The following is a 13,640-nucleotide window of genomic DNA, read 5'->3' as shown; positions in this document are numbered from 1 at the left end:
AGACGATTTCAAAGATACATGGCAACACGGTTGACCCAGGTCAACACCGAACAAACCAAAACACATAACATAAGGAGAGAATAGTGAAAACAAAATTATTAAACATATTAGCAGCGGCGCTGTTGGTATTTGGAGTGCTGATGCCAGCGTTTGCGGTAATGGCGAGGGAGAATGAAGCTAAACCTGCAACTAAAACCCAAACGGTTACTTTACATAAAATTGTAATGGATAAAGAAAAATTTAATGCGAAAAATCAAAAAGGTGAAGAAATATTCCCAGGAGTAGAAGGTTTTGATGGCACAAAGTATATTGGTAGAAAATTAGAAGATGCTGTAGAAGGGAAAGAACAAAAATCCACTATAAAAAATTTCTTTGGAGATTCTTCTAAAGAAATTTCAGGTGCCTATTTTGCATGGCAAAAGCAAGATGAATATTCTGGCAAGTGGCGCTATATTAACTACTTAGGTCAAATGTTAGAAGACAAGAGCAATAAAGAACAAGAAGAATATTATAAGAAGCATCTTCACGGTATGTTAACAGGTAACGAAGGAGCAAAATTTAATACAGGCAGTTTACCAGAAGGAAAGTACAGAATTGTTGAAGTTAAAGAAAAATCTACTTACATGGGGGAAAATGGAGAAATTTTAGCAGATTCTAAAGCTGTACCTGTAGAGATTGAATTGCCTATTGTCAATAAAAAAGGTATAGTGAAAGATGCTCATGTATATCCTAAAAATACAGAGGATAAGCCAGAAATTGCAAAAGGTTTTGGTCAAAATAAGGATTTGATGAGTGAAGATGGCAAGACAAATATTGAAGGTAGAGCGCAATACAACAATCAAACTACATTCAGAGCAACAGCATCCATTGGTCAAATAATTCCATATGAAGTAAAAACAAAAGTAAATGCAGGAACTGAGTATGGCAAGTTGGTCTGGAAAGATAGTATGACCAATGGTCTTACTTTGGAGAGTGGCAGTATTATTATTAATGCTAAGTATTCAGAAGACCTAAAACAAAATTTACAAATGCAAGCGGATAGCGATTATAAAATTGTAGCAGATGACCGAGGATTTACTTTATACCTAACAAAAGAAGGTCTAAAAAAAGTAACTGAGGTTACAAAACCTAAAGATGCAGAAGGAAAAAGTCTTAATAATGGAAAAGATGTTGAGTTTACGTTAACTTACTCTGCAACGGTTAATGGTAACGCTATTGTAGATGTTCCTGAAAAGAATGATATTAGGTTAGAGTATGGTAACAAGCCATATGTGGAACAAGGTCCTACAGCAGTAACCCCTCAGTCAGAAAAATTAACAGTCACAAAAAACTGGAAACCTGATAATACTATTCTAAATGATGTTGTAGTGACGTATATCTTGCAAAAAGGTGATGACAAGTATGCTGTAACATTATCTAATGATACTAAAGAACAGGTGTTTGATTTAGGTGCTGGTGTTAAATTTAATGCAACAGGGGGGTTTAATGGAGTATTTACTGGATTAAGTCAAAATGATGGTTTGTGGCAAATATATGAACGTGTAGCTGGATATAATGCAGAAATAAAAGATCCTAACAATATTGGTTCAATTACAAATCAAGCTATTATTACTAATACTAAAGATAAAGAAAACCCAACTCCTCTACACCCAACTTCTCCAGAAGTGGCTGTAGGTGGAAGACGTTTCGTGAAGACTGATTATAAAGATACAGGTGCTAAACGTTTACCAGGAGCAGTTTTCTTTGTGAAGAAAGGTGAACAATATCTAGTTGCCAAGGACGACTCAGTTAAAGCCAATAGCAAAAAAATGCTTGAAGAAACTAAAAAAGAGTTGGACAAGAAAGTTGCTGATTATAATAAATTAACTTCAGAAGAACAAAAGGGTACTAATGGGGAAAATATAAAGAAAGCGATTAATACAGCTCAAAAGGCATATAATGATGCCTTCAACCAAGCTTCGTTGAAATATGAATGGGCTGAGGAAAAAGGAGAAGCGACTGAATTTATCTCTGATGGGGATGGTCGATTTGAAGTTTCTGGTTTAGCCTATGGGTCATATGAACTAGAAGAAAAAACAGCTCCTGTTGGTTATGGGAAATTGTCAAATAATGTAAAATTTGAAATTAATAAAGGTTCTTATAAAGGTTACGAGAAAGAAATGAAGTATGAATTAGTAGCCGAAAAAGCACCTGATGCACACGCTCTTCAAATCAAAAACCGTAAAATAACCATCCCTCAAACCGGTGGTATCGGTACTGTGATCTTTACCGTTGCTGGTTTGGCAATCATGGTAGGTGCGGGCTATGTGATGGTTCGTCGTCGTAACCACGACCAAGCGTAATTGTTTGGGAGGCAAAGGAAAGGAGGTCACGCAGTGAAAAAACGGTTATGGTTTCAGTTGTTCTGGTCAGTTTGTGCGCTAGTGTGCTTGCTGGCTTCTCCGATTTTTGCGGCGACCAAGGATTCTGCGGTGACGATTCGTATCGAGCCTAAAACTACGGACACGCGCTTGTTGCTCTGGGCTTTGCCTAAGGGTGGTGAAAAGCCAGACATGGCGGCCTTATTTGCTCAATCAGATGCCCAGTTGACGACAGCCTATCATCATCCTTTAGAGGCTGTTATCAACAAAGGCACATCTGAGGTGCTGTTGACCAACTTAGCTGACGGAGTGAGCTACTATGTCCGTGAAGCTGAGGGTGTCACTAAGGACGAGGTCCTTGTGCCCTTTGTCGTGACGGTCACAGCTGGTCGAGACCAAATCGTCCAGGCGAAAAAAACCACCCCTCAAAAGCGTGGCTCCTACCAGTTTGTCAAGGTGTCTTCGCAGGGTGGGACGCTACAGGGTGCCACCTTTGAGATTTGGCAAAACCTCAAGAGCAAGGCAACGCCTGTCCTAAAGGCTGGCAAGCCCTATCTGGTAACCTCAGATAAAAAAGGCCTCTTTGAGGTGGGAGACCTGCCCTTTGGCAGTTACTACCTCAAGGAAATCAAAGCCCCTAAGGGATACCTCTTGTCCCAAAAACCGGTGGCCTTTGAGGTGACCAACTATTCCGCAAAAGCCAAACCAACAAAAGTCATCAACACGCCTAAGACCCCACCCCCAGGGATCGAGGTACCATACACTGGTAACGCGGTGATGATTGTGGTTGCGCTAATTGGTTTTGCCATGTTTATGCTAGGTGCTTATCTGGTCAAACGTGACAAAAAGCGCCGTCCTGAGTGATCATCCACTCGGACTACCAAAAGCCAGTCTCCCTCGGTGAGGGGCTGGCTTTTTGGGCTAATGAGACACAATGATAGAAAGGTGGCAGATATGTCAACCACAACAAAGAAAAGGCTAGGGGCGACACGTCAGTCCTGGCTGAGGCGTAATGGCCTGTTTCTGCTGATATTTCTATTAGGGCTAGCCATTCTCCTCTATCCGCAAATTTCGCGGATCTACTATACCATCGACTCCAATAATCAGGCGAGACAGTTTGATAGCGACAAGTCCCAGCTAGACAAGGCAGACATCGACCGCAGGATCAAACTGGCTGAGGCTTTTAATGCCAGTCTCCACGATGTTAGCCTCAAGGACCCCTACTCTGACGAGGAAAAAACCGCAGGTCGGGCAGAATATGCCCGCATGCTGGAGCTCCATGAGCAGATGGGGCATGTGGAGATCCCTCGGATCCATGTGGACTTGCCCATCTATGCGGGGACCAATGAGGAGTCCATCTCCAGGGGCAGTGGCCACCTGGAGGGGACGTCACTTCCTGTTGGGGGCATAGACACCCATACGGTCTTGACCTCCCACTCGGGGCTACCGTCTGCTAAGCTCTTTTCTGACCTGCCTAAGGTCAAAAAGGGCGACGTCTTTTACATTCACAACATCAAGGAAATCCTGGGCTACAAGGTCGACCAGATTAAAACCATCGAGCCTGATGATTTTTCACAGCTCTTGATTGTGCCTGGCAAGGACTATGCGACACTTTTGACCTGTACGCCGATAGGGATCAACACCCACCGCCTCATCGTGCGTGGGCACCGTATCCCATATGTGGCTAAGGCCCACCACAAGGCACAGGCAGAAAACAGCAACTGGTACCTCTACCTCATCATCGGGCTCTGCTTGTTGTTATTGTTGCTCATATTGGCATGGCTGTGGTATCGTCGTCGGAAAAAGGCAAAGGTTGTTGAGAAGGGAGCCTCTCATGGCAAAAACTAAGTCAGCTGGGCAAAAACAGCCCTTTCTCGTGCGGTTTGGACTGCCCTTGCTCTTTATTTTGGGGCTTTTGATTGCCTCATACCCGATGGTTTCAAACTATTACTACCGTATCAAACAGGACCAGTCGGTCTCGTCCTTTGAGACGGCTAAAAGTAAGGTCGACCAGGCCGACATCAAGAGGCGGATCACTCTGGCTCAGGCCTATAACGCGACGTTAGACCCTAGTCGGATCAATGACCCTTACACAGATCTAGAGAAAAAAGGGGTGGCAGAGTATGCCAAGATGCTCGAGCTAAACGAGCAGATCGGTTACGTGGAGGTGCCACGGATTGACATCAACCTGCCCATCTATGCAGGGACCAGCGAGGAGGTCCTCCAAAAGGGCGCAGGGCACTTAGAGGGGACATCGCTACCTATTGGTGGCAAGGACACCCACACGGTCATCACGGCCCATACAGGCCTGCCTCAGGCCAAGTTGTTTACCGATGTCCACAAGATGAAAAAGGGCGACCTCTTTTTCATCCACAATCTGGAGCGGACCTTGGCCTATCAGGTGGATCGGATCATGGTGGTTGAGCCTGATGATTTTACCCCTGTTTTGGTTAAAAAAGGCAAGGACTATGCTACTTTGTTGACCTGCACGCCCTACGGTATCAATAGCCACAGGCTCTTGGTGCGTGGGCACCGTGTGCCATATCGCAAGGCGGTGGAAAAAGCGCGTGCGCAACGCCCATGGTATGCCCATCGTTGGATTATCCTTGCTGTGCTGTTTTTTGTTATACTAGTCATAGGATGTTTGATATTCTGGTATCGCAAGCGACGCAGAAAGGATGTAACGAGTGAATAGACGAACGGTTTTTGGCTACCTGTTGATGGTGGTGGGGCTCTTGTTGCCCTTGGCTTTATTGACCATGATGTCTGCTAGTCAGCTCATGGAGCAGGCCTCTTATCGCCAGTTTCAGGACGCGCAAAAGGACTGGACCAAGGCCCAAAAAAAGTGGGTAGGCAACTACCACCAAGAGCGACAAAAAACAGACCCCGCAACGTCTGACCCTTTTGTCGAGTCCAAAACACAGGAGGAGCAAAGTCCTTTTGAGGACGGCATCATTGGCTATGTCACCATTCCAAAGATTGGCTCGACCCAGCCCATTCGTATCGGTGCTAGCGAGAGCCATCTGGAGCGTGGGGTAGCTCAGGTGACAGGCACAGACCTACCTGTCGGAGGCAAGGGCAAGCGCTCTGTCATCGCTGGGCACCGTAGTTGGTATAATGACCAGCGCTTTCTCAGAATCGCTGAGCTGGCTCCTGGGGACAAGATTACCATCGACCTAGGGGTGCGACGTCTGGAGTATGTGGTGCAGGAGGTGGTGCTGATCGATGCCACCGACTGGCAGCAGCTCAAGGCCAAAAAAGGTCAGGATATGCTGACGCTACTGACCTGCAACCCACTCTACCCGCCCTTTAACGAGCGTCTCCTGGTCAATGCCACTCGAGTACTACCAAAGGTGTCGGCACAAAAGGCTTCCAAGCTCAGCCAGCCCAACCAAATCACTCCTAAAAAGGAGCGGTTTGGGCCCAATCCTGTTTTTGTCTTGACAGGGATTGGTTGGCTGTTACTTTTGGTGGTCTGCTATGCCTTTTGGTCTCGCTGGAAGGGCTCGCGCCAGACAGTTTAAAGGAAATTAGTCCTGCCTCGGCAGGGCTAATTTTTTAATGCCCTGATTATTTTCTGACAACGGATTGGTTGGTTTTTTCATTGCACAGGTGTGCAAAAAGAGGCATGAGATAGCTATTTTTGGTAAACTATAATCTGAAGTTATGGTTTATATAAAAAATTGCTATTTGATTATTTATGCAAGCGGTGTCATTATAGAAGTAACCTTTGAAACATTTTTCACAGAGTCGCTACCAGCAGGTGAGTAAAACGTAGTTGTTGGACGCTTGTCTTGCCTGTCTATTTAAACACTGAAATTGAAACGCTTACACATATGGTGACGCTTGGGGGAAGTTTCTGGATATTTGAAAGGAAATGTTGGAATGAAGGACATAAAAAACAAAAAAAGTTTTATGGATCGCTATATTGACGGCTTTATGAAGTGGATGCCAGAGTCGCTCTTTATCTGTTTTATCCTGACTTTTCTCGTGATCGGTATGGCAGTCTTTATGACGGATACGCCGTTTATTGGTACTGAGAAAACAGGCGGGATTATCTATGGTTGGGTAAATGGTTTCTGGGGACTCTTGTCCTTTGCTATGCAGATGACCATCTTGCTTGCAACTGGTAATGCGGTAGCAAGTTCACCTCCTGCCCACAAAATGTTCAAGTTTTTGGCAAAATTGCCTAAATCACGCACACAAATCTTTATCTTCTCAATCATTGTAGGGTCTATCTTTGGTTTCTTACACTGGGGATTGGGAATGATGGTTGCCATCGTGTTTGGTAAGGAATTGTTGGTGCAGGCTCGTCAAAAAGGGATCAAAGTGCACACGCCATTGTTTGTGGCAACTCTGTTCTTTACGTTCTTGCCTGCGACATCTGGTCTATCAGGTGCGGCGGTTCTTTACTCAGCAACTCCAAACTACCTACGTAACAGTGTGGCAGAAGCTTACAAACAATTGGTTCCTGAAAGTGTGCCATTGACGTCTTCTGTCTTGAACGTTCACTTTATTAGCTTGTTGATTGTGTGTATGTTGGTGCCACTATGCTTTGCCTTGTTTGTGCATCCTAAGGATGAGTCAAAAATCGTTGAGCTTGATGACGACATCTACATGAACAGCATCAACGGTACAGCGCATATCGAGATTTCACGCAACACACCTGCTGAAAAAATGAACTCATCACGTCTTGTGATGTACATCATTGGTAGTGCCATCTTTGGTTACAGCGTGTACCAGTTCTCTATTGTTGGTTTGTCAGGTCTTGACCTTAACAGCTTTAACTTCCTCTTCCTTGGTTTGGGATTACTCCTTTGTGGTCAACAAGGTCCTGAATACTACGCAGCACTCTTTAAAGATGGTGTGATGTCATCTTGGGGCTTGGTGTTGCAATTCCCATTCTATGCGGGTATCTTTGGTATCATCCAAAGCACTGGCTTGGGTCTTGAGATTTCACACTTCTTTGTTAGCATCTCTAACGGCACAACATGGCCAGTATTTGCTTACCTCTACTCAGCATTGCTAAACATTGCGGTGCCATCAGGTGGTTCTAAGTTCGTTATCGAAGCGCCTTACATCGTGCCTGCATCTATCGAGGTTGGTAACGACCTGGGTCGTATCTTGCAAGCCTACCAGTTGGGTGACGCTACTACAAACCTAATCGTGCCATTCTGGGCATTGTCATACTTGTCAAACTTCAAGTTGAAATTCAATCAAATCGTTGCCTACACCATTCCATGTGTATTGGTCGTGTCTGGTATCGTGATTGTTTACCTATTAGCATTCTAAACACTATATCTAAAAAACATCTGATTTTGAATCAGATGTTTTTTTGGTGTATACTGATGGCTGGGCCTTATGGCTAAAAGCGCCTGCTGGCAAAATAGTCCAAGATGGTATTTTTGATGTAGGATTTGAGGTGGCTGGTTTTGTCTTTTTTGAGGGAGGTTAGCACCACCTCCCATTTTGGGTGCTCTTTGAGCTGGATTTCGACCAAACCTTCCATGTCGGCAAAGTAAGTGATGGGTCTTGGTAGGATGGTCACGTAGGAGGAGTGTCTGGTGCTGTTGAGCAAAAAGTCCCAGGACGCCGAGTGCAGTTTGATGTTTGGGCTGACCTTTTCACGCTCAAAGAGGGTCTTGAGCTGGTGATAAATCATAAAGGTCTTGTCAAAAGTGACCAGGCTATCTCGGTGGAGGTCCTTGATGGAGATTGAGGTCATGCCCTTAAACTTGTCCTCCAGTGTTTTTTCGCTCATGTAAAGGCAGAGCTGGTCTCGCAAGAGGATGTCAATATCAGCTAGAGCAGGGTCCAGAGCAGTCGGGGTCAGTAAGATAGCAAAGTCCACTTCGTTTAAAAAGAGTTTCTTTTGCAGTTCATAGGCGCCGGTCTCGACAATGGTAAACTTGACATCGGGATTTTCCTCGATGAGCTGAGGGATTAACTCTGAAAAGATGAGCCCTGAGATGAGCTGCGGAATACCGATGACAATCTCGCCCTTGTATTTTTTGGATTCGTTACGCAGGTCAGCCATGAGCTGCTCGTGCGAGGAGATGACGATTTTGGCATTTTCGTAAAAACGCTCTCCCACAGAGGTCAGTCCAATGAGGCGCCCTTTTTTACGGTTAAAGAGGGTGATGTCCTCTTCGCTTTCGATGGTTTTGATGTAGTTGCTGAGGGCAGGCTGAGAGATGTGGCTTTTTTGCGCTGCTTTTGTCAGGTTGAAGTCACAGTTAACAATTTCAACAAAATAAATCAGATTTGTAATGTTCATGGTAGTCCTTTCCTCTATAACTTTTTCTTATGGTAAATATAACAAAATGATATTTGAATATTATATTATAAATTATATAATATTCATGTAAGCGTTTCAATAGCAAAAAGGAGAAAAAAGATGTCTAAAGAAGCAGTTATCGTATCAGCATATCGCACACCGATTGGTGCCTTTGGCGGATCATTTAAAAATGTGTCTGCTGTTGACCTAGGTGTGACAGTTGTTAAAAAAATCCTTGCAGAAACAAACATTCCATCTGATTTGATTGACGAAGTCATTTTCGGAAATGTCTTGCACGCAGGACTTGGACAAAACGTTGCTCGTCAGATTGCTTTGAACTCTGGTCTTCCTCATGAGACTCCAGCCTTTACCATTGATATGGTGTGTGGATCTGGTCTTAAAACAGTGGAACTTGGGGCTCAAAAAATCCAATCTGGAAATGCGGATGTGGTTTTAGTCGGTGGTGCTGAAAACATGAGCCAAGCAGCTTATGTCTTGCAAAACCATCGTTGGGGCTCACGTATGGGCGACAGCAAAGTTGTTGACACTATGATCAAAGACGGTCTTAGCGATGCTTTCCACGGTTACCATATGGGAATCACTGCTGAAAACGTGGCAAAACAATACGGCTTGACACGTGAAGAACAAGACCAGTTTGCAGCAAACAGCCAACAAAAAGCGCAAGCAGCTATCGAACAAAACAAATTTAAAGAAGAAATCGCTCCTGTAACAGTTCCACAACGTAAGGGTGAGCCACTTGTGATTGATCAAGATGAGTACCCTAAATTTGGCACAACTGTTGAAAAACTAGGCAAATTAAGACCTGCCTTTGTGAAAGAAAACGGAACAGTTACTGCTGGTAACGCATCAGGTATCAATGATGGTGCTGCAGCCCTTCTATTGATGAGCAAAGACAAAGCAGAAGAGCTTGGTTTGCCAATCTTAGCGACTGTAGTGAGCTATGCAAGTGCTGGTGTTGACCCAAGCATCATGGGATGTGGTCCTATCCCTGCATCACAAAAAGCTTTGGCAAAAGCAGAATTGACAATCGATGACATCGACTTGGTTGAAGCTAACGAAGCCTTTGCATCTCAAGCACTTGCTGTGGCAAGAGATCTTGGTTTGAAAGATGAAAAAGTAAACGTTAACGGTGGTGCTATTGCTCTAGGTCACCCAATCGGAGCATCTGGTGCACGTATCTTGGTAACCTTGATTTCTGAAATGTCTAAACGTGACGCGAAATATGGTCTTGCAACATTGTGTATCGGTGGCGGTCAAGGTCAAAGCGTTATTGTAACCAGATAAGGGAGAAAAACATGCAAAAACAAAAACATATTACCATTGAAGAAGCAGTTGCTCAAATCAAAGACGGTGATACGATCATGGTCGGAGGCTTCATGGCAAATGGAACGCCTGAAGCATTGATTGACGCTCTTGTTGCTAAAGGGACAAAAGACTTGACCTTGATCTGTAACGACGCAGGCTTTATCGACCGTGGTGTTGGTAAAATGGTTGCTAAACACCAGTTCAAGAAAATCTATGCAACACATATTGGTTTGAACAGAGAAGCAGGTCGTCAAATGAACGAAGGCGAAACTGAAATTGAGTTGATTCCACAAGGAACTTTTGCAGAAAAAATCAGAATCGGTGCTTACGGTATCGGAGGATTCTACACACCAACTGGTGTTGGAACTTTGGTTGCTGAAGGCAAAGAAACAAAAGAGATTGATGGAGTGACTTATCTGTTGGAACTTCCATTCAAAGCTGACTTTGCATTGGTCTTGGCTAATAAAGCTGACGAGCTTGGCAATCTTCAGTACAGTGGATCAGAAAATAACTTTAATCAATTGATGGCGGCATGTGCAAAAACAACTATCGTACAAGCTAGAGAAATCGTTCCTGCTGGTGAGTTACAGCCTGAATTTGTTCACACGCCACATATTTTTGTTGATTATCTTGTGAAAGAAGGAGCATAATTATGGCAGTTGAATTAAGTAAAGAAGAGATCCAAAACAGAATTGCAAAACGTGTGGCACAAGAGCTAGAAAATGGTTCTTTGGTCAACTTGGGTATTGGTTTGCCAACAAAGGTTGCTAACTTTGTCCCAGATGACATGGTGGTATACTTCCAGTCAGAAAACGGCTTTATTGGCTTGGGTCCAAAATCTGATGACCCTAACTCAACGATTGTTAATGCTGGTGGTCAGCCGGTAACGGTTTACCCAGGTGCAGCTTTCTTTGACAGTGCGACATCATTTGGAATTATCCGTGGTGGACACGTTGACTTGACCGTGCTTGGAGCATTGGAATTAGCTGAAAACGGCGATATTGCGAACTACCTCATCCCAGGAAAAATGGTTCCAGGTATGGGTGGTGCGATGGACTTGCTCGTTGGTGCTAAGAAAGTTATCGTAGCGATGGAGCACACAAACAAAGGCAGACACAAAATCCTTAAAGAGTGCACATTGCCATTGACCGCTAAGGGTGTGGTTGACATGATCATCACTGAGATGGGTGTTTTCAAGGTAACTCCAGAAGGCATCCAAGTGGTTGAAATCAGTGACGACTTTACCTTTGACGAAGTGCAGGCAGCAACTGGCGTGCCATTGATCATGGATTAATAAATAGTAATATTCTTACGAACACAAGACTAACTTTAACGTGTCAGATGACACACATGATACCAAACTTAGACTTAAATATTTTTACAGTAACATAACACCTATTGGTTTTTAAATTGAACGAGATAAAAAGGGATTCCCTTTTCCATCTGTCAACCTCCTTTATTTTATAAACAGTACAAAAAAAGAATACTCTAGTAGCGATAGATGCCTATCATTACTAGGGTATTCTTTACCGAATGGCCAGATTGATTTTGGTGCGGGTGCGCGGGTTTCTTGACCTTGCCTTTGGACCCTTTGTCAGAAAGCTTTGACACAATCTCCACGATGACTTTCTGACGGTGGCGTCCTTGTCTGAGAAAGCCGTTAACTGGCACGGACAAATTTAGCAATCCCAAGCATTTGTGCTGTGAGATCTTTGTTTTTCGAATGATTTATTGATGGACAGCCTGTATCTTTGCTTGTCGTCACTCTGTGTGATCACGAAGGTCGACCCACGAACTTCTTTGTGATTAGGGGTGACGACATCTTTGTGCCTATTGAACTTCCTGTCATGGATTATGATGGTTTCTACTATAATTAAATAGCTCAGCGGCATCATAAAAAATGATTAAATGTATAATTTTTTCATTGAATGTGTATTCGGTTTCAGGTAAAATCTAACTATACATTAAAGGAGGTTCATTATGATAAGATACCCAGAAGCCATTGGGCCTTATTCAATATATACAATTCAGGGAAATGTCCTGTACACGTCTGGTCAGTTGCCAGTGATTCCAGAGACAGGTCTTTTGGCTGAAGGCTTTGAGGCTCAGTGCCGTCAGGCATTTGCCAATGTCCGTGCCATTTTAATGGAGCAGGGTCTTGATTTTGCTCAGGTCTTTAAATTGACCATTTACCTGTCTGATTTGTCGCACTTTGAGGTGCTCAATCAGGTGATGAGAGAGCTCTTTGCGGAGCCTTATCCAATCAGGACAGCCTACCAGGTAGCTCGTCTGCCAAAAGAGGCTCTGATAGAGGTAGAAGCAATGGCAACAGTAACACAGAACACACAATAGATTGGTGGAATATAAGATGGATATTATGATTGGGACGGGTCTTTTAATTCTTGTTTTAGCGATATTTACCTTGTTTAACTACAAGGCACCTTATGGGGCTAAGGCGATGGGGGCTTTGGCTTCGGCAGCATGTGCCTCCTTTCTGGTAGAGGCTTTTCAGGATTCCTTTTTCGGAAAGGTTCTAGGCTTTCAATTTTTGAGTGAGGTTGGCGCAGCCAACGGCTCACTATCAGGTGTTGCAGCAGCCATTTTAGTAGCGATTGCAGTGGGTGTTAGTCCAGGCTATGCCGTTTTGGTCGGTTTGTCCGTTTATGGGACAGGGATTATTCCAGGCTTTATTGCGGGGTATGTGGTTTCGTTTCTGATTAAATGGATGGAAAAAAACATCCCTGGTGGTTTGGATTTGATTTCGATCATCATTATCGGAGCCCCCCTAACCAGGGCCTTGGCCAAGCTCATCACGCCAGTCATTGAGAACACCTTGCTCACCATTGGGGATATTTTGACCTCTAGTGCCAATAGCAATCCGATTGTGATGGGGATTATCCTCGGAGGGACGATTGTTGTTGTGGCGACGGCTCCCTTGTCATCAATGGCTTTGACAGCCATGCTCGGTTTGACAGGGATGCCTATGGCGATTGGAGCTTTGTCAGTCTTTGGCTCGTCGTTTCTAAATGGTGTCTTGTTCCACAAGCTTAAACTAGGAGAGCGCAAAGACAATATTGCCTTTGCCATCGAGCCCTTGACGCAGGCCGATGTCACCTCTGCCAACCCGATTCCGATTTATACGACCAACTTTTTGGGCGGGGCGGCTTGTGGAATCTTGATTGCTTTGATGAAACTGGTCAATGACACACCAGGAACAGCAACCCCGATTGCTGGCTTTGCGGTGATGTTTGCCTACAATCCCCTAGCCAAGGTTTTGATCACAGCTGCAGGCTGTATCGTGCTGAGCCTCATCGCAGGCTTTATCGGCGGAACGGTTTTTAAAAACTTTAAGCTGATTACTAAGCAAGAACTCCAAGCGATGGATAACTAAGGTACCATTTTGGTATCGTAAAAATAATTTATGATTTGACAGGTATTGAGGACTTTTAAGCCCTAAATAGGGAGCAGCCATCTGGGAGAGATCGCTGTTACCCGCGACGCTATTTGGGGCTAAAGGGTCCTCAATGTCATGACTGCTTATCCTCTTAGAGATGAGACCAGACATCTTATCAACAAGAAGACCAATAGCAATTAGTCTTCACCACAAAAGAATAGGGTTGTTCCTTAGCAGAGCTTTTTGCCAAGGACAACGCCAGAATACTATGATTAAAACAGAT

At 44.2% G+C, this 13,640-nt stretch carries 12 protein-coding genes; 11 read left to right on the top strand and 1 reads right to left on the bottom strand.

What is annotated here, in order from left to right:
* Positions 1-83: 83 nt before the first annotated feature.
* The 6 genes from AKK44_RS04775 (at position 84) to AKK44_RS04750 (ending at position 7,652) form a co-directional block, all read left to right on the top strand.
* Complete coding sequence (locus AKK44_RS04775) at positions 84-2,342, top strand: pilin N-terminal domain-containing protein (protein ID WP_054278743.1); 2,259 nt, start codon at positions 84-86, stop codon at positions 2,340-2,342.
* Positions 2,343-2,375: 33 nt separating this feature from the next.
* Positions 2,376-3,224, top strand: a complete 849-nt coding sequence (locus AKK44_RS04770) for an MSCRAMM family protein (protein WP_236686657.1) — start codon at positions 2,376-2,378, stop codon at positions 3,222-3,224.
* A 90-nt stretch (positions 3,225-3,314) separates the two neighbouring features.
* Entirely contained in the window at positions 3,315-4,208 is an 894-nt protein-coding gene (locus AKK44_RS04765; RefSeq protein ID WP_054278741.1) for a class C sortase, read from the top strand.
* The gene (locus tag AKK44_RS04760; protein ID WP_054278740.1) at positions 4,195-5,055 is read left to right on the top strand and encodes a class C sortase; all 861 of its coding nucleotides are present in this window, start codon (positions 4,195-4,197) and stop codon (positions 5,053-5,055) included. The genes AKK44_RS04765 and AKK44_RS04760 overlap by 14 nt, the downstream gene beginning before the upstream one ends.
* Positions 5,048-5,884 carry a class C sortase gene (locus AKK44_RS04755; RefSeq protein ID WP_054278739.1) on the top strand — a complete coding sequence of 279 codons (837 nt, stop codon included), beginning with the start codon at positions 5,048-5,050 and terminating at the stop codon, positions 5,882-5,884. The genes AKK44_RS04760 and AKK44_RS04755 overlap by 8 nt, the downstream gene beginning before the upstream one ends.
* A 361-nt stretch (positions 5,885-6,245) precedes the next feature.
* Positions 6,246-7,652 carry a short-chain fatty acid transporter gene (locus AKK44_RS04750; protein WP_054278738.1) on the top strand — a complete coding sequence of 469 codons (1,407 nt, stop codon included), beginning with the start codon at positions 6,246-6,248 and terminating at the stop codon, positions 7,650-7,652.
* Between the two features lie 73 nt (positions 7,653-7,725).
* Here the strand turns inward: AKK44_RS04750 and AKK44_RS04745 are convergent, their stop codons facing one another.
* Positions 7,726-8,637, bottom strand: a complete 912-nt coding sequence (locus tag AKK44_RS04745) for a LysR family transcriptional regulator (RefSeq protein WP_054278737.1) — start codon at positions 8,635-8,637, stop codon at positions 7,726-7,728.
* 120 nt (positions 8,638-8,757) lie between these two features.
* Between AKK44_RS04745 and AKK44_RS04740 the strand changes: the two genes are divergently transcribed.
* The 5 genes from AKK44_RS04740 (at position 8,758) to AKK44_RS04720 (ending at position 13,354) form a co-directional block, all read left to right on the top strand.
* Positions 8,758-9,942 (top strand): acetyl-CoA C-acetyltransferase, encoded by a 1,185-nt coding sequence (locus AKK44_RS04740; protein WP_054278736.1) that lies wholly within the window; start codon positions 8,758-8,760, stop codon positions 9,940-9,942.
* A gap of 11 nt (positions 9,943-9,953) precedes the next feature.
* Positions 9,954-10,613, top strand: coding sequence for a CoA transferase subunit A (locus AKK44_RS04735; protein ID WP_037595431.1), 660 nt, complete (start codon positions 9,954-9,956; stop codon positions 10,611-10,613).
* 2 nt (positions 10,614-10,615) lie between these two features.
* A complete protein-coding gene (locus tag AKK44_RS04730) occupies positions 10,616-11,257 on the top strand; it encodes a 3-oxoacid CoA-transferase subunit B (protein ID WP_054278735.1) in 642 nt (213 codons plus the stop codon).
* Positions 11,258-11,943: 686 nt separating this feature from the next.
* On the top strand, positions 11,944-12,315 hold the full coding sequence (locus AKK44_RS04725) for a RidA family protein (RefSeq protein ID WP_054278734.1): 372 nt from the start codon (positions 11,944-11,946) through the stop codon (positions 12,313-12,315).
* A gap of 16 nt (positions 12,316-12,331) precedes the next feature.
* Positions 12,332-13,354: a PTS fructose transporter subunit IIC gene (locus tag AKK44_RS04720; protein WP_037595437.1), complete on the top strand. Its 1,023-nt coding sequence runs from the start codon at positions 12,332-12,334 to the stop codon at positions 13,352-13,354.
* The last annotated feature ends 286 nt before the right edge of the window (positions 13,355-13,640 follow it).

The sequence above is a fragment of the Streptococcus phocae genome, from assembly GCF_001302265.1.
GTDB lineage: Bacteria > Bacillota > Bacilli > Lactobacillales > Streptococcaceae > Streptococcus > Streptococcus phocae.
The sequence above is the reverse complement of the archived record's forward strand: the minus strand, read 5'-3'. Positions and strand labels throughout refer to the sequence as shown.